The sequence below is a fragment of the Nocardia sp. NPDC006044 genome, assembly GCF_042871115.1.
In the GTDB taxonomy this organism is placed as follows: domain Bacteria; phylum Actinomycetota; class Actinomycetes; order Mycobacteriales; family Mycobacteriaceae; genus Nocardia.
On sequence record NZ_JBIAID010000001.1, the window covers coordinates 3,312,041 to 3,333,772 of the forward strand.

Below are 21,732 nucleotides of genomic sequence, written 5' to 3' on the forward strand. Positions count from 1 at the left end.
GGTGTCGAGCGGGACATGATTGCGTCGACTTTCGGGCGCCGGGGTGATGTCCCGTTCGACGGCTATGCCTTGGTTGCAGGTTGAGTGGGGCACGGTCGCGTCGAATCGAGGACGAGTTCTCCGTCCTGTCCCGTCCGATACAGGTTCGCTTCTCGTTGCAGGCCGAGCGGGACATGGTTGCGTCGAATCGCGGGTGAAAGCTCCGTCATGCCCCGTTCGGTGCGGGTATGCGTTCGATTGGGTGGTGTGGCCGAGGTTGGCGCGCGTTGGCGATGTTCCGCTTGGTGCGGCTCGTGGTCCGGTTGCTCGTCGTGGGCGCGAGATGGTCGGCGTGTGCGGGATCGACTTGTGCGTCCGTGCCGATCGGTTTCGTGCTTCAGTGTCGGCGATTCGGGTTAGACACCTACCCGGTAGGGGTATATGGTCGATCTTGCCGATGGCGCGCTTCGATTCGATCGAGCCGAGGTTTCCGAACGAGGAGTGAGGTACGTGAACCACGACCAGCAGCACCGCAACCCAACTCGCCGCACCGTCGTCCTCGACGTGCGCGGCGTTCGCTGGGCCAGCCAAGCCAATGTCGTCACCGCCGTACTTCGCCGCAGGCCGGGCGTGCTCGACGTCGCCGCCAACCCGACCGCGCAAACCGCGACAATCGCGTACGACCCGGCCCGCACCTCGGTCGCCGAACTGGCCGGCTGGATCCGCGACTGCGGCTACCACTGCGCGGGGCGCTCGGTGCCGAGCCACATCTGCGATCCGCTGGTCGAGCCACACTCCGGCGACCCGACCACCCCCGGTACCCCAGGTAGGACTGACGTCGTCCACAGCACGCCTGCCGCCACCTCGGGACACACCGCGCATGACTCACACTCTCCCGTGATTCAGGCCGAGCACACCGACGTCACCGATCACACCGAGCCTCGCCTGGGCGGCACATCGCGCGGTCGCACTGTCGCTGGAAGCCGGGATGCTCGAGCCGCCGATCCAGAGGGCGGAATGACGGATACCCCGGGCGAACTCGACGGTGCGGCGAGTTCGCACGACATCCACGACCATGTGTCGCCCGCCCACACTGAACGTGTTGCGCCGCACCCAGATCATGACAGCCCGTCCGCGCACGCCGGCCACGGCGCAGCAGCTGCACCTGCCGGTCGCGATGTCGCCGGAATACGCGATTCGCCCGCTGCGTATCCCGAAGCCGACAGGGCTACCGCCCAAGACAAAGCCGACAGCGATCCGGCATCGCACGGCGTCGCGCACCAAGTGCCGACCGCTCACTCTGAAGGTGTTGCGCCGCACGCCGACAACGAGAACAGGGCCGGTGACTCCGATCATGGCGCGCAGTCGGAAGGCGACATAGAGGCGGGTCGCGATCTACGCGCTGGGCACGCCGGGCGTGACGCGCACGCCGGGCATGACGCGCACGCCGGGCTCGCCGGGCACGCCGGGCACGCCGGGCGTGACGCGCACGCCGGGCATGACGCGCACGCCGGGCATGACGCGCACGCTGGTCACGCAGGTCATGCCGGAATGTCCATGGAGGACATGGCCGCCGACATGCGGAATCGTTTCCTTGTGGCCGCGGTCTTCGCGGTGCTGGTGATGTTGTGGTCGCCGATGGCCACCGACATGTTCGGGTTGCGTCTGCCGGTCCCGTTCGGGATGCGGCAGGACATTTGGGCGTTGATCTTGAGTTTGCCGGTGGTGTTCTATTCGTCGGCGATCTTCTTCACCGGTGCGGTGGCGGCGTTGCGGGCACGCACGTTGGACATGATGGTGCTGGTCGCGGTAGGGATCGGGGCGGGGTGGTTGTATTCGCTGGCGATCACCCTGACCGGCGGGGGCGAGGTGTTCTACGAGGCCTCGACGATGCTGGCGACCTTTGTGCTGCTCGGTCATTGGTTCGAGATGCGGGCCCGCGGCGGTGCCAATGACGCGATCCGCGCGCTGCTGGATCTGGCGCCGCCCAAGGCGGAGGTGATCCGCGACGGTACGCCGGTCGAGGTGCCCACCGCGGAGGTGGTGGTCGGTGACCTGCTGCTGGTGCGGCCGGGCGCGAAGATCGCCGTCGACGGTGTCGTGGCGGAGGGGGACAGCGAGGTCGACGAGTCGATGGTGACCGGCGAGAGCATGCCGGTGCACAAGGAGCCGGGCTCGACGGTCATCGGCGCCTCGCTGAACACCAACGGCACCTTGCGGATTCGCGCGACGAAGGTCGGCGCGGACACCGCGCTGGCGCAGATCGTGGAACTGGTTCAGCAGGCCCAGAATTCGAAGGCGCCGGGCCAGAAGCTGGCCGACCGCGCGGCATTCTGGCTGGTGCTGGTCGCATTGTTCGGCGGCGCACTGACATTCGCGGTGTGGCTGCTGGCCGGCGCCTCGTTCGCCAAGGCGATGCTGTTCGCCATCACCGTCGTGGTGGTCACCTGCCCCGACGCGCTCGGTCTCGCCACCCCGACCGCGATCATGGTCGGCACCGGTCTCGGCGCGAAACGCGGTGTGCTGTTCAAGAACGCGCTCGCTCTGGAAGCCGCGGCCCGGATCCACACCGTGGTCATGGACAAGACCGGAACCCTGACCAAGGGCGAACCGGAAGTCACCGATGTGATTACCGCCGAGGGATATTCGGCCGACGAGGTCTTGCGCCTGGTCGCCGCGGTCGAACGGGAATCCGAACATCCCTTGGCTGCCGCGATCGTCCGCCACGCCGAAACCCACGGCAGCGCAACGCCGTCCGCCGCCAAGTTCGAGAACATCCCCGGCCACGGCGCTATTGCCGAGGTCGACGGACGTCGCGTCGTGGTGGGCAACCGCCGCCTGTTCGAACGCGAGCACATCGACCTCGGATCTCTTGCCGCACACCGAAACCAGCTCGCCGACTCCGGCCACACCGCGGTCCTCGCCGCGATCGATGGCACCGCCGCCGCCGCGATCGGCCTCGCCGACGCACCCCGCGACACCTCCGCCGCCGCGGTCGCCGAGTTGCACGACCTCGGCATCGAGGTGGTCATGCTGACCGGCGACAACCGCGCCACCGCCGAACGCATCGCCGCCGACCTCGGCATCGACACCGTGATCGCGGAGGTCCTGCCCGGCGACAAGGCGGCGAAAGTCGCTGAGCTGCAACGCGACGGCCGCAAGGTGGCGATGGTCGGCGACGGCGTCAACGACGCGCCCGCGCTGGCCGGCGCCGATCTCGGCATCGCGATCGGCGCGGGCACCGACGTGGCCATCGAGACCGCCGACCTCGTCCTGATGCGCTCGGACCCGCTGGACGTCCCCACCGCCCTGCGCATCGGCCGCGGCACCCTGCGCAAAATGCATCAGAACCTGGCCTGGGCCGTCGGCTACAACACCATCGCGCTGCCCATCGCCGCAGGTGTGTTCGTTCCGGCGTTCGGCTTCACCCTGCGCCCGGAGATCGCCGCGATGTCGATGTCGGGTTCGAGCATCATCGTCGCCCTGAACGCGGTGTCGCTCAAACGACTCCGCCTGCCCGGCCGGACTTCGACCGGCGACTAGTGGGAGTTCGGCGAGCCAGCCGGTCAAACGCCCCCGCCAGCCGCGGACGCAGCTCGAGGTGCGGCGCGAGCAGGTGCGGGACGCGGCGCTGCTGGTCATCCGCGGCGGGTATGCGGGGATCACGATGGAGGCCGTGTCGCGCGAGGCCGAGCTGGCCACACCTCGTGTCTACGCGGCCTATCCGGGCGTGGAACCGTTGCTGCTCGCCCTCTTCGATCGCGAAGGGCAGCGTGCGCTGGCCACGCTCGCGGAGGCGATGCCGGCCTTCACCGAGGACGGCGACTTCGACGACATCCTCGTCGCGGCGATGACGAACCTGCTCACCGCCGTCACCGCGAACCCGGACTCGTAGCTGCTGCTCCTGCCCGCCGTCGACGCGCCGAGCCAGGTCCGCGAACGATCCGAGGCCGCGCGGCAGTTCGCCCTCGATCAGCTGCGCGCCCTGCTCGAATGGGGTCGCGACCGCCGCGCCGGCCTGGATCTGGAACTGCTGGCGATGTCCCGGCGGGCGAGCGGGCCGGGCACCAGCTGCTCCCCGCTCCCGAGCGGTTCGACATCGCCCGCTACGAGCGGTGCGCCCGGGACCTGCCGGCCGTGCTCGCCCCGCGTTGACCGGATCGTGCTGTACATGTCTGAGACACTGACCTAGATTCGGTGGGCATGAAGACGATTGAGCTCACCGCACCCGATGGCCGGCTCGAGGCGGTCCTGGCGCGGCCGTCCGGGGACGGTCCGTGGCCCGGGGTCGTGGTGATCCACGATGGGGTGGGGTTCAGTGCCGATCTGCGGCGGACCGTCGGGATGCTGGCCGATTACGGGTACCTGACGATCGCGCCGAACCTGTTCTCGCGGGGACGGGTGCGCTGCATCCGGTCGATCTTCCGGGCGCTGGCCTTCACCGGCGACGGTCCGCCGGTGCGCGACGTGCTGGCGGCGCGCGACCGGCTCGTCGCCGAACCCGACTGCACCGGCCGCACCGCCGTGATCGGCTTCTGCATGGGCGGCGGGTTCGCGCTGCTGGTCGCGCCGAAGGGGTTCGACGCGTCCGCGCCGTTCTATCCGTCGCTCTACGGCGACTACCGCGCCATGCTCGACGGCGCCTGCCCGGTCGTGGCCAGCTACGCCCAGCGCGACCCGATCCTGATCGGCGCGCCCCGCAAGCTCGACGAGGCGCTGACCGAGCTCGGCGTCGAGCACGACATCAAGGTCTACCCGAAGGTCACCCACGCCTTCGCCAACGTCACCCCGGTCGACCCGCTGCTGCGCGTCACCGGCCTGGGTTACAACGAGGACGCCTCCCGCGACGCGTGGCAGCGCATCTTCAGCTTCTTCGACACACACCTGACCGCAGTCGAGAAGTAGAGACGAGCGCGGTCGCTCGCCCGGCGGCCCGTGGAACTCGGGTCAGGATCGCCACTCCTGAGCCAGCGGGCCGTGGACCTCTCGCTGCGATCGAACGTCGAGCGCCTCGAAATGCGCTCGGCCGCACTGGCGAACCGTCAGGGGTGCGTCGCAGAGCGCCTACTCACCGCGCCACCGCGGAGCCCGCTTCTCGGCGAACGCGCGCGGACCTTCGAGCGCGTCCTTGCTGATGAACACCGGGCCCGCCTCCTCGAGACTCATCTGCCAGATGGGCGTATCCCAGTCCGAGCCGAAGTCGTTGACGCGATGCATGATTCGCTTCGACGCGCGCACCGACAGCGGGGCGTTCGCGGCGATGGTCTCGGCCAGTTCGAGGGCGGTCGTGAGGACTCGGTCGGCAGGCACCACCCGGTTGACCAACCCCCAGTGCGCGGCACTCGCGGCATCGATCGGCTTGCCGGTCAACGCCATCTCCAGCGCGATCTTCGGCGGGACCGCGCGCGGCAGCCGCAGCAATCCGCCTGCCGCGGCGACCAATCCGCGCGTCACCTCCGGCAGACCGAGCGACGCGTCCTCGCTCATCACCGCCAGATCGCTGGCCAGCACGATCTCGGTGCCGCCGCCGAGCGCGAACCCGTTCACCGCCGCGATGAGCGGCTTGTCGACGAAATGCTGTACCAGCCCGGCGAATCCGTACTCCGGATGCTCCGGATCGTGAATCACGTTGCCGTGCGCCAGTTCCTTGAGATCGGCTCCGGCGCAGAACGCGCGCCCGGCCCCGGTGATTACCCCGACCCGCAGCAGCGGATCGGCGGCCAGTTCGGCCAGCGCGGCGCCCACCGCGCTCGACAACGCGGCGTTCACCGCGTTCATCGCCTCGGGGCGATTCAAGGTGATGACGGCGATGTGCCCCTTGCGTTCCAGCGTGGCTGCGGCGGTCACTGTGGCCCTCCTTCGGAAGTTCTCCCGAACCTACCGGGACGCCGCCGCGCCGGTTGCCGAGATCCCGGTCAGCGGGCGCGGATGTGACCACAGCTACCGCGCCGCGCGGCCCGTAATGACCGGTTTCGACGGCGACCCCGTGCAAGACTTGGCGCGTGAGTGGGCCGAGCGAAGACATTCAGCAGGACAGCGGCGAGTCCGCGGCGAAGACGGGCGGCGGTAGTCACGCGGTGCCGGATCGCGGAGACGTGATCGGCTCCGGGATCATCTGGCTCGCGAAATGGTCGCTGTGCATCGTCGCGATCGCGGCCGGTTCGTGGGTGCTGATGTATCTGCTCGCGAAGCTGTGGGTGGTGATCCTGCCGGTCGCGCTGGCGATCGTGGTGGCGACCGTGCTGTGGCCGCCGACCCGGTGGCTCACGAATCGCGGCCTGCGCCCGGCGCTGGCGGCGAGCATCACGATGGTCGCGTTCATCGGCGCGCTGGCCGGCGTGATCGCGCTGATCGTGCCGTCGGTGGTGGATCAGGCGCCGGACCTCGCGGACAAGTCCACCGCGGGCGTGAACCAGGTGCGCGACTGGATGCAGGGTCCCCCGTTGCGGATTCGCGACGAGCAGCTCAATTCCGCGGTCGACGCGATCGTCTCCCGGCTGCAATCGAGCGCCGCGCAGATCGCGGGTGGCGTGTTCAGCGGCGTCTCCACGGCGACATCGGTGCTCATCACCCTGTTCCTGGTGCTCGTGCTGAGCTTCTTCTTCGTCAAGGACGGGCCGCGCCTGCTGCCCTGGCTGCACGCCGTGCTCGGCAGCCGCAGCGGCAGGCACGTCGAGGAGGTGCTGAACCGGATCTGGGGCACCCTCGGCGGGTTCATCCGGACCCAGGCGCTGGTCAGCCTGATCGACGCGGTGTTCATCGGGGCCGGGCTGGTGATCCTCGGGGTTCCGCTGGCGCTGGTGCTCGCGGTGATCACGTTCATCGGCGGTTTCGTGCCGATGGTCGGCGCGTTCGTGGCCGGCGCGCTGGCGGTGCTGGTCGCGCTGGTCGGCAACGGGTTCACCACCGCGTTGATCGTGCTCGCCATCATCGTCGCGGTGCAGCAACTGGAAGGCAATGTGCTGCAACCGGTTCTGCAGAGCCGGAGCATGAAGCTGCACGCGGTGCTGGTGCTGCTGGCGGTCACCGCGGGCGGCTCGCTGTACGGCATCGTCGGCGCGTTCCTCGCCGTCCCGGTGGTGGCGGTGGTCGCGGTGGTGGTCCGCTACATCGGCGAGCAGATCGATGTGGTGACCGCCGCGCCACCGCAGTCGGACGACGCGGTCGAGCCCGCGCCGAAGTAGGTCAGTCGGTCTGCCGCGCCGCCGTGAGCGCGGCGAGGGCGCCGGCGAACATGGTGTTCTTGATGGCCCCGAGCGTGCCGGGATCCTTGCCGCCGAGCGGGGCGAGCAAGGCGAGCGCGGCGTCGGTGACCGCGCCCTCGGCGGCGGTGGCGTCGACGATATCGACGGCCAGCGCGTCGGTTCCGCCGAAGCGCCGGCCGGTGGTCATCGAGGCGATCGCGGTCTTGGGGGTCAGCTTGGCCTGGATCAGCGCGGCCATGCCCTCGGTGAACGGGATGCGAATGTCGACCTCGGGGAAGCAGAAGTAGCCGCGATCGGCGCGCATCACGCGGTAGTCGTGCGCGATGGCCAGCATCGCGCCCGCGCCGAAGGCGTGACCGGGCAGCGCGGCGACCGTGGGGACGGGCAGGGCGAGCACGCGCGCGAAGATGTGCTGCACCTCGCCGACGTACCACGGGCCGCGGTCGCTGTGCGCGCCGAGCCAGTCGAGGTCGAGACCGTTGGAGAAGAACTTCCCGCTCGCGGTGGTGACGAGGCCCTGTGCGCCGTCGGCGACGACGGTGTCGAGGTGGGCGTTCACCGCATCGAGAAAGGTTGGGGAGAACCGGTTTTCGTCGTCGCCCAGGTCGAGGACGGCGATCTTGTCGTGGTAGGTCAGGTTCGGCATGGGATTCCTCGGGTCGTGAGCTGGGATTTCGGGTATGGGTGAGTGGTCATGGCGGCGGCCCCAGCGCTAGCACGGCCCGGACGGCGGCGCGGAGTTGTTCGGGGGCCGGCGGATTGGTGAAACGGTTGCGGCGCAACAGGATCGCGGTGGGCAAGTCGACCAGGCACAGGTTCAGGACGTCGACCGCGCGGCGATCGGCGCGACCCCACATGTTGCGCGACAACCGGATCATCAAGTCCACCAGCACCTTATCGGTATCCGCGAGTTCGGTCGCGATGCTCTCGGGTGCCTCGCCGAGCAGTTCGTCGCGCTCGATGGTGAGTAACAACCGTGCGGATGCCGGGAACTTCTCGGCGAACGCGACGGGCGCTTCGGCCGCGGCAACCACCGCGTCGACCCCGTCCCGCTTGCCTGGCCCATCCAGCGCGTCGTCGACCAGCGCGGTCTGCAATGCCAGAAACCGGCGCGCGGCGCGCAACCAGGTGCGACCGAGCAACTCCGACCGCGATCCGAAGGTGTGATAAATCGCCCCGTTGGACACGCCGGTCGCCGCCGCGACGGCACGGGTCGTGACCGAGGCCGGACCCGAGACCACGGCCAGCGACTCGACGGCATCGAGCACGATGTCGGGATCGTGGGTGCGTGGGCGGGGCATGCGATAAACGATAACAGAGCATCTGCTCTACTATGTAATCGACGCCCGGCGCACTCACGGCTAACCCGCCGGGCGTTGACCTCGGACTCTGTCGTTCGTCGATTCCATACGCGCACTACATATTTCGCTGAGTAACAGGTACTTGGGGTCCTCGAAAAGAAGGCTGCGGCGGCTTGGCTATCCTCGTACGAGCCGACGAGACAATGGGGTACTGTTCGGTCCTCCCACCCCTGCCCGAACGAACAGAACGGCGCCCGGCATGTCACGTGTGGTCACCAAGGAGCAGTACTTCGACACGGCTCTGGAGGTGCTCGCCGAACTGGGTTTCAAGGGGCTCAACATCGGCGTCCTGTGCCGCCGTCTCGGCGTCACCAGCGGCTCGTTCTATCACCATTTCGGCAGCTGGCAGGGCTTTGTCGACGTGTTACTGGAGCATTGGGAGAACCGGCAGGTACTCATCCTGCGCACGCTGAAGTTCAATCAGGGCAACCCCGACGACGACATCCGCGCCATGTCCGACCTCGCGTCCGGCCTGCACCACGCCGCCGAAGCCGCGATCCGCGCCTGGGCGGCGAACGACGAATCGGTGAACCTGGCGCTCAAGCGGGTCGACGAATCCCGCAGGCGCACAGTGCACAAGGCGATCAAGGGCGTTGTCGGTGAGGACGAAACCGCCGCGGTGGTCACCTCGCTCGGTATGGCCATGTTGATCGGCTACCAGCAAATCGCCGCGGGCGGCGAGGATCTCTCGCTGGACAAGCTGCTCAACCAGTACGCGCGCCTGATCTACTCGCACGCCCGTCGCTGACGTTCAGCCCAGCAACTCGTCCACATAGCACCAGCGCCACGCCTCACCCGGCTCGACGCTGCGCATGACCGGGTGCCCGGTGCTGCCGTAATGCTTGGTCGCGTGATTGCCGATCGAGGAGTCGCAGCAGGCGATGTGTTTGCAGGACAGGCACATTCGCAGATGCACCCAGCTCAGCCCCTCGTCCAGGCATTCGGCACACACATCCGGGCCCGCTGGATCGACGATCAGGGGAGCGCTCTCCAGGTGGGCGCAGGTGTCGCCGGCTCGGGGAGCCGCAAGCGGTTCCCGGGGTTCTTCCTCGGTCTCGTCGTACCGATCGATCATCGACTCCTCGAGATCCAGCCGGGACAGCACGTATTGCAGGATCTCGTAGTCGGCGCCGCCTGAATCGCGGACGCGCAGCACCGTTTCTCGCTCGGCGCGCAGCATCTCCAGCCGTAGCCGCCGGTATTCGGCAGTCGGAGTGGCGAGTTCGGATTCGGACCGGCCGAGCCGCTCCCAGGCGGCGTTGGTCTTCCAAGTGACTCGGTCGCGCAGCGAATCGACCACCGACGCAGGCGTTTCCGGGGTGATCCACTTGTCGAGTTCGGTCAGGCCCGCGGTGGTCGCCTGCTGGAGCAGGTTCGCCTTCTGCAGGGCGTTCTCCGCGCGACTCGGCCCGCGCAGACGTAGCAGCCGTACCAGCCAGGGCAGTGAAGTGCCTTGCAGCAGAAGCGTTCCCGCGACCACCACCAGCGCGAGGAGCTTCAGCACGGGCAGCTGCGGAGTGTCCTCCGGCAACAGCAGTACCGCGGCCAAGGTGACCACACCGCGCATGCCCGCCCACGAAACCACCACCGAATGCCGGGCCGGCACCCCTCCGGTATGCCGCCCGAGCCGGCGAATCAGCAACGACCACGGGAAGATCCACAGCGGCCGCGCCAGCATCGTCGCGAGCAGCACCCCGATCGCGGCCACCACCAGGGTGCCGTGATCGAGCCCGCTGCTCCACGCGCCCTCCAGAATCGCGCGCACCTGCAACCCGATGATCACGAACACCGAACTCTCCAGAATGAACTGGATGGTGCGCCAATTGGTGCGCTCGGCGATCCGCGAGGCCGCGCTCTGCCACACCGGCGCACCGTGCCCGAGGATCATCCCGCAGGTTACCACCGCGATCACCCCGGACGCGTGAATGCCTTCGGCGGGCAGGTACGCCGCGAACGGCGCGAGGAACGACAGCGTCGTGTCCAGCACCGGATCGGTGATCCGGCGGCGAAGCAGCGCAAGCAGATACGCGACCACCACCCCGACCGCGGCCCCGCCGCCCGCGGCGAGCAGGAAGTCGCCGCCCGCCTGCCACACCGATACGGTCCCGGCCGACGCGGCGATCGCGGTGCGCAACGCCACCAGCGCGGTCGCGTCGTTGAACAGCGACTCGTCCTCGAGGATCGTCACGATCTGGCGCGGCATGCCGATCCGCCTGGCCACCGCGGTCGCGGCCACCGCGTCGGGCGGCGCCACCACCGCGCCCAGCGCCACCGCGACCGCGAACGGCACCGGCAGCAGCAACCACACCACCGTCGCGACGGCGAACGTGCTGAACAGCACCAGCCCCACCGACAGCGACGCGATGGTGCGGAGGTTGGCCCGGAAGTCCACCAGCGACGTCCGGATCGCCGCCGTGTACAACAGTGGCGGCAGCAACCCGAGCAGGATGATCTCCGGATCGGGATGGATCTCCGGCACGAACGGCAGATACGACGCCGCGACCCCGGCCACGGTCAGGACGAGCGGTTCGGACACTCCGAAACGGCGGGCCAGCGCCGCCAGCGCCGCCGCCGAAGCAACAAGAACCACAAGGCCGATCGCGACATGCACCGTCGCATTCTCGCAGAGCGCACCGACGGCAACTTCGCCCGCGGTAGATGACACGTCCGGTGTCGACGGATTTCCTGTGTGAGCGGGGTTCAGGGTCCATGCTTGTCGGCGACAAGGAGGTAGGCATGGAGGAGTTTGCGTCCTGGCGGGCGAACGGCCGGCGGTTCACCCACCGCGGCCACCAGATCTTCTATCGCGACGGCGGCGGTGGCGCCGACGGCACACTGGTCTGCATCCACGGCTTCCCGACCGCGTCCTGGGACTGGCATCGGGTCTGGCCCGGGCTGTGCGGACAGTTCGCCCGGGTGCTCGCGCCGGACATGATCGGCTTCGGCTGGTCGGCGAAGCCGCGCAATTACCTGTACTCCATCGCGGATCAGGCGGATATTCACGAGGATCTGTTGCGCGAGCAGGGGATCGACCGGGTTCACATCCTGGCGCACGACTACGGCGACACCGTCACCCAGGAGTTGCTGGCGCGCGATGCCGAACGGCGGGCCGCCGGTGACGAGTCGCTGGTGATCGAATCGGTGTGCCTGCTCAACGGGGGATTGTTCCCGGAGACGCATCGGCCTCGGCTGTTGCAGCGGCTGCTGGCCAGCCCGCTCGGACCGTTGTTCAGCCTGCTGGCGACGGAGAGCGCGTTCAACGCGGGACTGTCCGGGGTCTTCGGGCCCGAAACCAAACCGAGCAGGGAGGAATTGGATCAGTTCTGGACGCTATGGTGCGGCAAACACGGTAAACGCAACGGCCACAAATTGATTCGCTACATGAGCGAACGGCGGAAGCATCGCGAACGGTGGGTCGGGGCGTTGCGGGACGCGCAGGTTCCGGTGCGCCTGATCGACGGCCTGCTCGATCCGGTCTCCGGCGTGCACATGGTCCGTCGCTATCGCGAGCTGATCCCGGATCCCGATGTGGTGGAGCTGGCGAAGGTCGGCCACTACCCGCAGGTGGAGGCCGCCGACGAGACCCTGTCGGCCTTCCTCGACTTCCACGCCACCCGGGTCGCCCGCCGGACCACCTGATCGCGTCGCTCGGTCCACGCCGGTTGTGGGCGGACTGATCACGCCGCTCGGTCCACGCCGGTGACGCGCAGGCTGTGAGCCGAGTTCGTGGTGGAGATACTCGAGCGGTTGCTCGCCGTTCAGACCTGCGTGTATCAGGTTGGCGCACAGAGATGTTCGGCGGCGCCGCGATTCACGAATCCGCTCGCCGCCGGTTGGTGAAATACACCGCCGGTTCCCGGGTGATCAGCCCGTACCCGCTGTCCGGAATCGTCGCGAACGGCGCGGGCAGGTACAGCACCGGCAGTGTTTCGCCGATCAGGGGCCGTTGTTCCCGCGCGATCCGATAACCGACCTCGACCGCCTCGGGCACTGCGGCGGGGGCCGCACTGCCGTCGCGCCGATACGGTTCGAGCCGTACCGTCCGAATCGCCGTCCGCGTCCAGCGGAACAGCACGCACTCGGTCGCGTGCGGCCGCGCGTACTCCACCAACCCCACGCCATCGCCCCAGAAGACGAACTGCTCGTCCTCCATCGAGGTGTGATACCCGGCCTCCACGCTCCACTGGCCGATGATCTCGTCGCCATGCATCGGGTGATTGAACCACCGCGCTTGCGTGCTTGTGCCCGCCGAGGCTGCTCAGGGCTCGGTCACACCACGTTTATGGCATATGCCATAACATGGTGCTATGGCAGGGACACGCCGAGCGCGTAGCGAAGGTTCTGTACGGCCACGCGCGGGGGACGCGCGGCGGCGGATGATCGAGGGGGCGGTCGAGTCGTTGCGGGTGCACGGGGCCAGCGCGACGAGTGTCGATCGAGTGCTGAGCACCACGGGCGCGCCGCGCGGGTCGGTGTACCACCATTTTCCCGGTGGGCGCACGGAGCTCATCAATGACGCGGTCGTTACCGCCGGCGGCATCATGTCCGAGCTCATCGAGAAACTGGCGCGCGACAGCGATCCCGTGACCGCGCTCGACCAGTTCGCCGCGATGTGGCGACACACACTGGTGGACAGCGACTTCCGCGCGGGTTGTCCGGTATTCGCCGTCGCGGTCGAAACCAACGATGACGCACCGGAATTCGCGCGTGCCGCCGCCGACGTCTTCGCCCGCTGGGAGCGTTCCCTCGCCGATATGCTTGTCCGCGACGGCATTCCCGAGCCGCGCGCCCACAGCCTCGCCACGCTCACGGTCGCGGCGTTCGAGGGCGCGATCGCCTTGTGTCGAGCCCAGCGCGATATCACCCCGCTGGACAACGTAGTCGGTGAACTCCGCGACCTGATCCCGGCCGTCACCCGCAACTGACCGCGTCGGTCGGCGACTGGCGGTCTCGGTTGGTGACCGGCTGCCTTGTTCGGTGTCGTGTCCAGATGTAGTTGGCGCAGTCCATGTTTCACCGCCGGGTCTGTCGACCTGGCGGCACTGGATGCGGCACACAGCGCATACTCGTCACGTGACCAACCAGGACCCATTCAGCCACGTACACGAAACGCTGCCGTCGTTTCAGGGCTACGGGTTGGAGCATCTGCACATCTCGGTCACCGGCTCGGTGGACGCACTGGAGATCAGCTTGTCACCGCTGAGCCCCAAGCTCGCGATCAGCCTGTCGGTCCGTGGCATCCACTACTTCGCCATCCAGCGCGCACCACGCGAGGACATTCCCTTCCTCGACTTCACCGCGAAAACTCTGCTTCCGCCGATGCCTTGGCCGCCCGAGCTGCCGGGCAAGATCCTCGGCAGCGACGCTGTGCCTCTGTTATGGCTACACGCCGACGGTCCAGCAACTTTCGACCTCGTAGCCGCGACTTTCATCGTGCTGGCACAGCGCCATTGATCCGCCGACCAAAGCCGGACATCACCGATGATCCCCGTCCGGATCAAGACGGCGAACCGCGGGTCGGAACACCTTAACGCGCCATCAAAACTTGGACCGGACATCTGGCGGCCGGATGCCTTGTTTGGCGACTGACTGGTCTCCGCTCGCACCCGACGGCCTCGGCTCGACGGCCCAACCGTGCGGGCACCCCGCATGCGATGGCTGGTACCCCTTGACACACCTATTATGGTGTACACCATAATAGGGAAACCGGATCGGGTCCGGGTGAATCGGGTTTGCGCCGAAGCATTCTCGTGGACCGGCCGTTGCCGCCCATCGAAGGAGCCGCTGATGTCCGTCGCCGATCTCGGTTTGGAGACGATCGAACTGGTCCAGGACGGGCGGGTGCTCACGGCACGGGTCGTCGCACCGCCGCTGAACTTCGCCACGCCCGAGTTCGTCCGCGATCTGGATGTGCTGACGGCCACGGTCGACGCCGACGACACGGTCGGCGCGGTGGTGCTGACCGGTGGACTGCCCGGCCGCTTCCTCACGCACGCCGATCCGAGCGCGCTCACCGGGATGATCGAATTGCCGCATCCGTTCATCCCCGCCCGGGTCGCGGCGCCGTTCCTGCGGTTCGGCGATCTCGCGATGCGGTTGCCCGGAGCGACCCGGCTCGCGCAGCGTTTCGGCGGTGGGCTCGGCGCGGGACTGGTGTGGGGGCATCGGTGGAAGAAGACCACGTTGCGGATGAATCGCTCCGGGGTCGTGTACCTGGCCGCTATCAACGGGCCGGCGCTCGGCGGTGGTCACGAGATCGCGCTGTCCTGTGATCTGCGCTACGCCGCCGACGCCGAACACGTCAAGCTCGGTCAGATCGAGACGCTGGCCAACTTGATCCCCGGCGGCGGCGGAACTCAGCGTCTGTCCCGGCTCCTGGGCGCTGCCAAGGCAATCGAGGTGACGCTCGAAGGCGCACCGCTGTCGGCACAGGAAGGTTACCGGTTGGGTCTGGTGCACCGGTTGCTCCCGGAAGACCAGCTGCTGGCCGAAACCCAGGCGACCGCAGCCAGATTGGCCACCCGCAACCGGGTAGTCGTCCAGGAAGCCAAGCGCGCCATCTACTTCGGCACCGACAAGTCGCTGTCCCGTGGCTTGGACCGCGAACAGGCCGGGTTCATCTCCGCCGGCACCACCCCGGCGGCCACCCGCACCACTAAAGCGTTCTTCGAGGACCTCGAGCGCTTCGCCGACACCCCATTCCTCGCGAACCTGAAACCCTGGCTCGACGGCACCCGCGTCGATCAGGTGAGCAAATGAACGCCCCGGCGAGCGACGCGGGAACCGCGCAGGGGGAGTGGCACAAGACCGCCTGCATCCTCTGCGAGAACAACTGCGGTCTGCTGATTCAGCTCGACGATCGGCGCTTCGCCAAGATCCGCGGCGACAAGGACCACGTCGCCTCCGCGGGGTACACCTGCAACAAGGCGCTGCGCCTGGACCACTACCAGAACGGCGGCGCCCGCCTGACCACACCGCTGCGCCGCGAACCCGACGGCAGCTTCACCGAAATCGACTGGGATACCGCTATTTCCGAGGTGGCGGCGCGCCTGGTCGAGGTGCGGCAGCGGTATGGCGGGGACAAGATCTTCTACTACGGCGGCGGCGGACAGGGCAATCATCTCGGCGGCGCGTACAGCGGCGCACTCCGTCGCGCCCTCGGCGCCCGATACCGGTCCAGCGCGCTGGCTCAGGAGAAGACCGGTGAAGGATGGGTCGACGGTCATCTCACCGGAGACCACACCACCGGCGACTTCGAGCACGCCGAGGTGTCGGTGTTTCTCGGGAAGAACCCCTGGCAGTCGCACGGTGTCCCACGGGCCCGCACGGTGTTGCAGCAGATCGCCAAGGATCCCGCCCGCAGCATGATCGTGCTCGACCCGGTGCGCACCGAGACCGCCGACCTGGCTGACTTCCATCTGCAACTGCGCCCGGGTACCGACGCTTGGTGCCTGACGGCGATGCTCGCCGTCCTGGTCCAGGACGACCTGATCGACCACGCCTTCCTCGCCGAGCACACCACCGACTCCGCCGCCGTGCTGCGCGAACTGTCCGGTATCGATATCGCCGCCTACGTCGAAATCTGTGGCGTACCCGAACAACTCGTGCGCGCCGCCGCGCACCGCATCGGTACCGCGGCCAGCGTCGCCACCTACGAAGACCTCGGCGTGCAGCAGAGCCCCAACAGCACCCTCATCTCGTATCTGAACAAGATGCTCTGGCTGCTCACCGGCAACTTCGCCAAACCCGGTGGCATGCATCCACATTCGTGGATGGCGCCGCTGGCCGGATACAGCCGCGACATCAAACGCACGCCGGTGACCGGTGCGCCCATTCTGGGCGGGATGGTGCCGTGCAACTCGATCGCGGAGGAGATCCTCACCGATCATCCCGATCGGTTCCGCGCGATGATCATCGAATCGTCCAATCCCGCGCACTCGCTTGCGGATTCGGCCAGTTTCCGCGCGGCCCTGGATGCGCTCGACCTGGTCGTCGTGCTCGATGTGGCGTTCACCGAGACGGCCAGGCATGCCGATTATGTGCTGCCCGCCGCGAGCCAGTTCGAGAAGTGGGAGGCCACCTTCTTCAATCTCGAGTTCCCGCACAACACCTTTCACCTGCGTGCGCCCGTCCTCGACCCGCTGCCGGGCACGTTGGCCGAGCCGGAGATCTACGCCAGGCTCCTGCGCGAGCTCGGCACGGTCGGCCGTGGCAAGCTCGCCGTGCTGCGGGCGGCCGCGAAACTCGGACGCAGGCCGTACAAGTGGACGTTCGCCGCGCTGCTGGCGACCGACAAATCGCTCGCCGGCGTCGCGCCGTTCGTGCTCTACGAGACGCTGGGGCCGACCCTGCCGGACAACGCGCGCGCCGCCGCGGTGCTGTGGGGACTCGCCCAACGCGTCGCCAAGGTCTACCCGGCGGCGATGCGCCGGGCCGGGCACCGGGACGCCGACGCGCTCTTCGACGCCATCCTCGCGGACCGCTCCGGGGTCACCTTCACCGTCGACGACTACGCCGACGCATGGGACTACGTGCCGTACCCCGACAAACGAATCCCCTTGGCAATACCGGAGTTACTGGACGCTCTGCGCGCCCTCGCCACGACGCCGGTTACGCACACCAGTGCCGAATTCCCGTTCATCCTGGCCGCGGGGGAGCGTCGCGCGTTCACCGCCAACACGATCTTCCGCGACAACACCTGGCGCCATCGCGACCCGAGCGGATCGTTGCGGCTCAACCCCGAGGACGCCGCCGATCTCGGCCTCGCCACCGGCGACCGCGCCCGCATCACCACCAGCCGCGGCACCGCCGTCTCGACCGTGGAAATCAACGACCGCATGCAACCCGGCCACGCGTCCCTCCCCAACGGCCTCGGCCTGGACCTCCCGGACGGCACCCAGCGCGTCGGCGTAGCCGCCAACGAACTGACCGATCTCACGTGGCGCGACGCGATCGCGGGCACCCCCTGGCACAAACACGTCCCAGCCCGCATCGAGCGGCACGATGAGCCTGCGGCCGCGATTCATATTGCCGCCCAGCAATCGTCGTAGCATCCGACACGTGAACGCCCCGGCCGCGACCGTGTCGCCATTGACACGGTCGCGACCGGGGCGTTCATGAGGGTGTGGTTCGCGAGCCCCTCATCGACTCGCGAAGCACACCGGACTAGGGCGTGTTGCCCTGGACGTCGATGCCGCGGGTGGCGAGCCAGGGGAGTGGGTCGATCGGCTCGCCGCTGGGCAGGTGGATTTCGTAATGCAGATGCGGGCCGGTGGAGAAGCCGCGGTTGCCGACGGTGGCGATGATGTCGCCCGCGCGGACCTGCTGGCCGACGGTGGCGAGGATGTCGTTGACGTGACCGTAGATGCCGATGGTGCCGTCGTCCTGCTGCACCCGCACCCACATGCCGAAGCCGCTGGCGGGTCCGGCCTCGATCACGACGCCGTCGGTGACCGCGGCGATCGGGGTGCCGATCGGGTCGGCCAGGTCCAGACCCGCGTGCAGTGCACCCCAGCGCACGCCGAAGGTGGAGGTCAGGATGCCCGCGATGGGGCGAACGGTCTTCGGGCGGGCGGCTTCGACGGCGAGGCGGTGCTGCTCCCACACGACGTTGTCCGGCACGGTCTGCGGCATCTGCGCTTCGCGCGGGGTGAAGGCGGTGAACATCGCCTGCGTCGCCACGTCGGCTTCGGCGGAGGCGAGCTTTCCGGTGGTCATGTGGCCGGAGGTCGAGTGCTGATCGGCGGCGGCGAGGACGCCGAGCGAGGCGCTGACGACCGCGGACACGGCCACCGCGCGGGTGGCGGCACGGTGGCGTCGAGTCCGGGTCGCGCCCCGACGAGAAGATAACGGAACGGTCACGGGCATGGAACGAACGTACGGGAGGCTCATGCGGGTTCCGCAATCGTGTGGTTACCGTCACAGTGGTGCGAAAGCCCAGTTCAAGTATTACAACTGTGTAACGCGCGTGGAGGCTTTGCGTTTTCACCTGGGGAAATTCCGAATTGCGGTGAGTTGACCAAACGGTCGCTCGTTGATCACACTATTTCAGTGGCTACTAACGGAGTCCGAGCCCTGATGGCGCTGTCCGACCCGACCCGCCGCGCCATCTTCGAGGCCCTCCCGCAGGCCCCGCGCTCGGTCGGCGAACTGGCCGAACTCGCCGGCGTGACCAGCTCCGCCGTCTCCCAGCACCTGCGCGTCCTGCGCGAGGCCCGCCTGGTCATGATGCGACCGGAAGGCAACCGCCGCCTCTACTCGCTGGACCCCCGCGGCCTCGGCGACGCCCGCGACTACCTCGACCAGTTCTGGCCCAGCGCCCTGGCCGCCTACGCCGCCGCCCTCCAAACCGCCCGCACCGACGCCGCCATCTGACTCGAACCGCCTCTCCCAGAACTGATTCCGCGTTGACGGGCTGTCCTCGAACGCGACACAGGAGAGGGCGCACCAGCGGTCCGCCGCAGCAATGTCCCGCTGATCGCGCCGCTCATGGTCTGGCGCGGTGAGCGGGACATGAATGCGGGTGCACTCGCGGTGTGGCTCGGTGGTGTCCCGTTGATCGTGCCGCTCACGTGGTCCGGCGCGGTGAATGGGACATGAGTGCGTGGGCACTCGCGGTTCGACTTGATGGCGTCCCATTGGTTACACCGCTCAAGGCGTTCGGCGTCGTCAATGGGCCGCTCGTGCGGGCGTTGTCGCGATGCGGGCAGGTAGGTTGCCACGGGCGCGCCGCGGATCAGCCGAATTTCGTGCGCCGGTCCAGTTGGTCAGGTGGAGAACTCGACCGGGAGTGCCGGTCATGTAGTTGTGGCGTTGCGCGACTGACAGCGGGTGGGTCGGTCAGCCGACGCGGCGGTAGGGGGCGCGGCGGGGTTGGGTGCCGGTGCCGGGCCAGTTGCGTTTGTTGAGTTGTTTGTCGACGGCGTTGATCACCTCGGTGACGCCGATGCGCAGCAGGCCGGGATCGGGGGTGTCGGCATAGGGGTCGCCGAGCTGCCCGGCCCAGAGGACCGCGTGCCGGTTGAGCAGGTGCGGGGGTGGTCCGCCCCAGCGTGGTGGCGTCGGGCCGAACATGAGGACGGTGCGGGTGCCGAACGCGGTGGCGAGGTGGGCGACGCCGGTGTCACCGCTGATCACGAGCCCGGCCTCGGCGATGGTGGCGGCCAGTTCGATCAGGTTCTGTTCGCCGGCCAGGACCCGGCCGATCGGCAGGCCCGCGCGGGCGGCGATGTTCAGCGCGATCTCGCGTTCGTATTCGTCACCGGTGAGCACCACCTCGCGGCCGAGCACCAGCAGATGCCGGACGACCGCGGCGAATCGATCCGGCGGCCAGCGGCGAGCCGGCGCACCGGCCCCGACGTGCACAACGACGCAGTCACGATGGCTGGTGGTCGACACCGGCGGCACCAGCCCGAGGTTGCGCCGATCCGCCACGATCCCGTCGGACTCGAGCAGGTGACACCAGCGATCCACATCGTGCATGTCCGTCTGCCACTCCGGCCCGGACAGCTCGGGGAACGCCGGATTGCGATAGCTGAGGATCCGGCCCGGATCCGTCTTCTCCAGTTGCACAATGCTTTCGGTGCTCGGCCCGTGCAGATTGACGGCAAGCTGCGGGCCCGGCGCGTCCCAGCGGAGCCCGCCGATCTCGGCGGTCGGAATCATCGTGTCCACCGACGCGATCAGGTCTACGATCGGCTTGAGCCGGTGCGGTGCGGCGAGCACGATGTGATCGTGCGGCTTGGCACGGCGCAGCGCACGGAGCGCCGGGACCCCGGTCAGCAGATCACCAAGGCCCCGTGCCTGCAGCACGAGTACAACCGCCACCCTCTTCTCCTAGCCACCCGAGACTCACGATTTCCGACCCACCCGTTTCACCCCATGGGCGTACACGACGAGAGTCACTTAGGGATGACTACCCGAGCCGAACCGTCGATAAACCCGCTAGTGATCCCCTCCTCTGCGTTGGCGCACTAACCTCGTGACATGACCTCCCGGCTCAACCCGTACCTCAGTTTCGGCGACACGGCCCGCGCAGCTCTGGAGTTCTACCGCGAGGTGTTCGGCGGCACCCTGACCATCAGCACGTTCAGCGAATTCAGCGATGCGGACGCCCCCGGCGCGGACCTGGTCATGCACGGCGTCCTGGAGACGCCGAGCGGCTTCACCCTGATGGCCGCGGACACCCCGCCCGGCATGGAATACAAACCGGGAAGCAGCATTTCGATCAGCCTCAGCGGTGAGGACGCCGCCGAGCTGCACGGTTACTGGGACCGGTTGGCGGAGGCGGGCACGGTGTCGGTGCCGCTGGAACGGCAGATGTGGGGCGACGAGTTCGGCCTGTGCCAGGACCGGTACGGCATCGCCTGGATGGTGAACATCGCGGCGCCCGCCGCGGCGAATTCCGGCGGGTCGGCGACCGGCGGATCGGGGGTTTAGCCGGACACCGTCACCGGATCGGCGGATAATTCGGTGGGTAAGCCCACTGGATCTGCGAGTTGCGTGGGCAAATGTCCAGGAAACCCTACTGGCAAGGCATAACATCGAATTATGACGACAAACAGCGTGCTCGAGGGTCCTTTGCAGTCTCTTGCCCGCAGTGCGTGGCAATCCGTTCTGGTCACCGGCTTACTCTCGGTGATCCTCGGTGTGATCATTCTCGCCTGGCCCGGCGTCACCCTGCTGGCGGCGGGCGTCCTGTTCGGTATCTATCTGGTGGTCAGCGGTTTTCTGCAACTGATGGCCGCGTTCGGCGCACCGGCCAGCACCGGGATTCGGGTGCTGGCGTTCATCAGCGGCGTGCTGTCCATCGCCATCGGCGTGTTCTGCTTCCGTGACGAGCTGACTTCGATTCTGCTGCTGGCGATTTGGATCGGCATCGGCTGGTTGTTCCGCGGGGTGTCCGCGGTGGTGATCGCGTTGTCCGAGCCGGCCGTGCCGGGACGTTGGCTGGCCGTGTTCTTCGGCGTGATTACCGTGATCGCGGGCATCGTGTTGATCGCGTGGCCGCTGAGCTCGGTGGCCACGCTGGCGATCGTGGTCGGTGTCTGGTTGATCGTGCTCGGCATCATGGAGGTCATCATGGCGTTCGGAATTCGCAAGGACGCCAAGGCGATCCACGGCGCAAGCGGTATCTGACCGATTCATCGGGCCCGCGGCCGCCACGTCGATCCGGCGTGGCGGCCGCC

General features: G+C 68.0%; 22 protein-coding genes and 1 pseudogene. 14 read left to right on the forward strand and 9 right to left on the reverse strand.

Features of this window, described 5'->3' with window-relative positions; translation table 11 throughout:
• Positions 1 to 420 precede the first annotated feature (420 nt).
• Positions 421 to 708, forward strand: a pseudogene (locus ACFYO1_RS15040) (cation transporter); the annotation flags it as partial.
• A gap of 156 nt (positions 709 to 864) precedes the next feature.
• On the opposite strand, the gene ACFYO1_RS15045 reads toward ACFYO1_RS15040, so the two are convergent.
• The gene (locus ACFYO1_RS15045) at positions 865 to 1,335 is read right to left on the reverse strand and encodes a hypothetical protein (protein ID WP_387231930.1); all 471 of its coding nucleotides are present in this window, start codon (positions 1,333 to 1,335) and stop codon (positions 865 to 867) included.
• A 39-nt stretch (positions 1,336 to 1,374) separates the two neighbouring features.
• Positions 1,375 to 1,524, reverse strand: coding sequence for a hypothetical protein (locus ACFYO1_RS15050; RefSeq protein WP_387231932.1), 150 nt, complete (start codon positions 1,522 to 1,524; stop codon positions 1,375 to 1,377).
• 6 nt (positions 1,525 to 1,530) lie between these two features.
• Here ACFYO1_RS15050 and ACFYO1_RS15055 point away from each other — a divergent pair, with 6 nt between their 5' ends.
• The 3 genes from ACFYO1_RS15055 to ACFYO1_RS15065 all read left to right on the forward strand — a co-directional run bounded on the left by ACFYO1_RS15055 (position 1,531) and on the right by ACFYO1_RS15065 (position 4,884).
• On the forward strand, positions 1,531 to 3,522 hold the full coding sequence (locus ACFYO1_RS15055; protein WP_387231876.1) for a heavy metal translocating P-type ATPase: 1,992 nt from the start codon (positions 1,531 to 1,533) through the stop codon (positions 3,520 to 3,522).
• A gap of 58 nt (positions 3,523 to 3,580) precedes the next feature.
• A complete protein-coding gene (locus ACFYO1_RS15060; protein WP_387230843.1) occupies positions 3,581 to 3,874 on the forward strand; it encodes a TetR/AcrR family transcriptional regulator in 294 nt (97 codons plus the stop codon).
• 308 nt (positions 3,875 to 4,182) lie between these two features.
• Entirely contained in the window at positions 4,183 to 4,884 is a 702-nt protein-coding gene (locus ACFYO1_RS15065) for a dienelactone hydrolase family protein (RefSeq protein WP_387230845.1), read from the forward strand.
• Between the two features lie 159 nt (positions 4,885 to 5,043).
• Here ACFYO1_RS15065 and ACFYO1_RS15070 read toward each other — a convergent pair whose 3' ends face one another.
• On the reverse strand, positions 5,044 to 5,826 hold the full coding sequence (locus ACFYO1_RS15070; RefSeq protein ID WP_387230847.1) for a crotonase/enoyl-CoA hydratase family protein: 783 nt from the start codon (positions 5,824 to 5,826) through the stop codon (positions 5,044 to 5,046).
• A gap of 176 nt (positions 5,827 to 6,002) precedes the next feature.
• Here ACFYO1_RS15070 and ACFYO1_RS15075 point away from each other — a divergent pair, with 176 nt between their 5' ends.
• The gene (locus ACFYO1_RS15075) at positions 6,003 to 7,163 is read left to right on the forward strand and encodes an AI-2E family transporter (RefSeq protein WP_387231878.1); all 1,161 of its coding nucleotides are present in this window, start codon (positions 6,003 to 6,005) and stop codon (positions 7,161 to 7,163) included.
• Position 7,164: 1 nt separating this feature from the next.
• Here the strand turns inward: ACFYO1_RS15075 and ACFYO1_RS15080 are convergent, their stop codons facing one another.
• Together ACFYO1_RS15080 and ACFYO1_RS15085 are read right to left on the reverse strand one after the other, a co-directional pair.
• The gene (locus ACFYO1_RS15080; RefSeq protein WP_387230849.1) at positions 7,165 to 7,830 is read right to left on the reverse strand and encodes an enoyl-CoA hydratase-related protein; all 666 of its coding nucleotides are present in this window, start codon (positions 7,828 to 7,830) and stop codon (positions 7,165 to 7,167) included.
• A 46-nt stretch (positions 7,831 to 7,876) separates the two neighbouring features.
• Positions 7,877 to 8,485 (reverse strand): TetR/AcrR family transcriptional regulator, encoded by a 609-nt coding sequence (locus ACFYO1_RS15085; protein ID WP_387230851.1) that lies wholly within the window; start codon positions 8,483 to 8,485, stop codon positions 7,877 to 7,879.
• Between the two features lie 259 nt (positions 8,486 to 8,744).
• Here ACFYO1_RS15085 and ACFYO1_RS15090 point away from each other — a divergent pair, with 259 nt between their 5' ends.
• On the forward strand, positions 8,745 to 9,293 hold the full coding sequence (locus ACFYO1_RS15090; RefSeq protein ID WP_387230853.1) for a TetR/AcrR family transcriptional regulator: 549 nt from the start codon (positions 8,745 to 8,747) through the stop codon (positions 9,291 to 9,293).
• Between the two features lie 3 nt (positions 9,294 to 9,296).
• Here ACFYO1_RS15090 and ACFYO1_RS15095 read toward each other — a convergent pair whose 3' ends face one another.
• Positions 9,297 to 11,156 carry a Na+/H+ antiporter gene (locus ACFYO1_RS15095; protein WP_387230855.1) on the reverse strand — a complete coding sequence of 620 codons (1,860 nt, stop codon included), beginning with the start codon at positions 11,154 to 11,156 and terminating at the stop codon, positions 9,297 to 9,299.
• 125 nt (positions 11,157 to 11,281) lie between these two features.
• On the opposite strand from ACFYO1_RS15095, the gene ACFYO1_RS15100 reads away from it, so the two are divergent.
• Positions 11,282 to 12,184, forward strand: coding sequence for an alpha/beta fold hydrolase (locus tag ACFYO1_RS15100; protein ID WP_387230857.1), 903 nt, complete (start codon positions 11,282 to 11,284; stop codon positions 12,182 to 12,184).
• A gap of 172 nt (positions 12,185 to 12,356) precedes the next feature.
• Here the strand turns inward: ACFYO1_RS15100 and ACFYO1_RS15105 are convergent, their stop codons facing one another.
• Positions 12,357 to 12,755: a hypothetical protein gene (locus ACFYO1_RS15105; RefSeq protein ID WP_387230859.1), complete on the reverse strand. Its 399-nt coding sequence runs from the start codon at positions 12,753 to 12,755 to the stop codon at positions 12,357 to 12,359.
• A gap of 97 nt (positions 12,756 to 12,852) precedes the next feature.
• On the opposite strand from ACFYO1_RS15105, the gene ACFYO1_RS15110 reads away from it, so the two are divergent.
• The 4 genes from ACFYO1_RS15110 to ACFYO1_RS15125 all read left to right on the forward strand — a co-directional run bounded on the left by ACFYO1_RS15110 (position 12,853) and on the right by ACFYO1_RS15125 (position 17,595).
• Positions 12,853 to 13,470 (forward strand): TetR/AcrR family transcriptional regulator, encoded by a 618-nt coding sequence (locus ACFYO1_RS15110; protein WP_387230861.1) that lies wholly within the window; start codon positions 12,853 to 12,855, stop codon positions 13,468 to 13,470.
• Positions 13,471 to 13,618: 148 nt separating this feature from the next.
• Positions 13,619 to 13,999 carry a hypothetical protein gene (locus ACFYO1_RS15115; protein WP_387230863.1) on the forward strand — a complete coding sequence of 127 codons (381 nt, stop codon included), beginning with the start codon at positions 13,619 to 13,621 and terminating at the stop codon, positions 13,997 to 13,999.
• 333 nt (positions 14,000 to 14,332) lie between these two features.
• A complete protein-coding gene (locus tag ACFYO1_RS15120) occupies positions 14,333 to 15,304 on the forward strand; it encodes an enoyl-CoA hydratase/isomerase family protein (RefSeq protein ID WP_387230865.1) in 972 nt (323 codons plus the stop codon).
• Positions 15,301 to 17,595 (forward strand): molybdopterin-dependent oxidoreductase, encoded by a 2,295-nt coding sequence (locus tag ACFYO1_RS15125; protein ID WP_387230867.1) that lies wholly within the window; start codon positions 15,301 to 15,303, stop codon positions 17,593 to 17,595. The genes ACFYO1_RS15120 and ACFYO1_RS15125 overlap by 4 nt, the downstream gene beginning before the upstream one ends.
• Positions 17,596 to 17,710: 115 nt before the next feature.
• Here ACFYO1_RS15125 and ACFYO1_RS15130 read toward each other — a convergent pair whose 3' ends face one another.
• Positions 17,711 to 18,412 (reverse strand): M23 family metallopeptidase, encoded by a 702-nt coding sequence (locus ACFYO1_RS15130; protein WP_387230869.1) that lies wholly within the window; start codon positions 18,410 to 18,412, stop codon positions 17,711 to 17,713.
• A 210-nt stretch (positions 18,413 to 18,622) separates the two neighbouring features.
• On the opposite strand from ACFYO1_RS15130, the gene ACFYO1_RS15135 reads away from it, so the two are divergent.
• Positions 18,623 to 18,919: an ArsR/SmtB family transcription factor gene (locus ACFYO1_RS15135; protein WP_387231880.1), complete on the forward strand. Its 297-nt coding sequence runs from the start codon at positions 18,623 to 18,625 to the stop codon at positions 18,917 to 18,919.
• Positions 18,920 to 19,384: 465 nt separating this feature from the next.
• Here ACFYO1_RS15135 and ACFYO1_RS15140 read toward each other — a convergent pair whose 3' ends face one another.
• The gene (locus ACFYO1_RS15140) at positions 19,385 to 20,371 is read right to left on the reverse strand and encodes a glycosyltransferase family 9 protein (RefSeq protein ID WP_387230871.1); all 987 of its coding nucleotides are present in this window, start codon (positions 20,369 to 20,371) and stop codon (positions 19,385 to 19,387) included.
• A gap of 159 nt (positions 20,372 to 20,530) precedes the next feature.
• Between ACFYO1_RS15140 and ACFYO1_RS15145 the strand changes: the two genes are divergently transcribed.
• Together ACFYO1_RS15145 and ACFYO1_RS15150 are read left to right on the forward strand one after the other, a co-directional pair.
• Complete coding sequence (locus ACFYO1_RS15145; RefSeq protein ID WP_387230873.1) at positions 20,531 to 20,983, forward strand: VOC family protein; 453 nt, start codon at positions 20,531 to 20,533, stop codon at positions 20,981 to 20,983.
• A 111-nt stretch (positions 20,984 to 21,094) separates the two neighbouring features.
• On the forward strand, positions 21,095 to 21,682 hold the full coding sequence (locus tag ACFYO1_RS15150; protein ID WP_387230874.1) for an HdeD family acid-resistance protein: 588 nt from the start codon (positions 21,095 to 21,097) through the stop codon (positions 21,680 to 21,682).
• Positions 21,683 to 21,732 lie beyond the last annotated feature (50 nt).

What these genes read in the sequence shown, in the direction of transcription:
- ACFYO1_RS15045 (WP_387231930.1), bottom strand. Translation starts at nt 1,335, where the DNA reads ATGATCGGAGTCACCGGCCCTGTTCTCGTTGTCGGCGTGCGGCGCAAC.
- ACFYO1_RS15050 (WP_387231932.1), bottom strand. Translation starts at nt 1,524, where the DNA reads ATGACCTGCGTGACCAGCGTGCGCGTCATGCCCGGCGTGCGCGTCATG.
- ACFYO1_RS15055 (WP_387231876.1), top strand. Translation starts at nt 1,531, where the DNA reads ATGTCCATGGAGGACATGGCCGCCGACATGCGGAATCGTTTCCTTGTG.
- ACFYO1_RS15065 (WP_387230845.1), top strand. Translation starts at nt 4,183, where the DNA reads ATGAAGACGATTGAGCTCACCGCACCCGATGGCCGGCTCGAGGCGGTC.
- ACFYO1_RS15080 (WP_387230849.1), bottom strand. Translation starts at nt 7,830, where the DNA reads ATGCCGAACCTGACCTACCACGACAAGATCGCCGTCCTCGACCTGGGC.
- ACFYO1_RS15085 (WP_387230851.1), bottom strand. Translation starts at nt 8,485, where the DNA reads ATGCCCCGCCCACGCACCCACGATCCCGACATCGTGCTCGATGCCGTC.
- ACFYO1_RS15090 (WP_387230853.1), top strand. Translation starts at nt 8,745, where the DNA reads ATGTCACGTGTGGTCACCAAGGAGCAGTACTTCGACACGGCTCTGGAG.
- ACFYO1_RS15100 (WP_387230857.1), top strand. Translation starts at nt 11,282, where the DNA reads ATGGAGGAGTTTGCGTCCTGGCGGGCGAACGGCCGGCGGTTCACCCAC.
- ACFYO1_RS15105 (WP_387230859.1), bottom strand. Translation starts at nt 12,755, where the DNA reads ATGCATGGCGACGAGATCATCGGCCAGTGGAGCGTGGAGGCCGGGTAT.
- ACFYO1_RS15110 (WP_387230861.1), top strand. Translation starts at nt 12,853, where the DNA reads ATGGCAGGGACACGCCGAGCGCGTAGCGAAGGTTCTGTACGGCCACGC.
- ACFYO1_RS15120 (WP_387230865.1), top strand. Translation starts at nt 14,333, where the DNA reads ATGTCCGTCGCCGATCTCGGTTTGGAGACGATCGAACTGGTCCAGGAC.
- ACFYO1_RS15125 (WP_387230867.1), top strand. Translation starts at nt 15,301, where the DNA reads ATGAACGCCCCGGCGAGCGACGCGGGAACCGCGCAGGGGGAGTGGCAC.
- ACFYO1_RS15130 (WP_387230869.1), bottom strand. Translation starts at nt 18,412, where the DNA reads ATGCCCGTGACCGTTCCGTTATCTTCTCGTCGGGGCGCGACCCGGACT.
- ACFYO1_RS15135 (WP_387231880.1), top strand. Translation starts at nt 18,623, where the DNA reads ATGGCGCTGTCCGACCCGACCCGCCGCGCCATCTTCGAGGCCCTCCCG.
- ACFYO1_RS15145 (WP_387230873.1), top strand. Translation starts at nt 20,531, where the DNA reads ATGACCTCCCGGCTCAACCCGTACCTCAGTTTCGGCGACACGGCCCGC.
- ACFYO1_RS15150 (WP_387230874.1), top strand. Translation starts at nt 21,095, where the DNA reads ATGACGACAAACAGCGTGCTCGAGGGTCCTTTGCAGTCTCTTGCCCGC.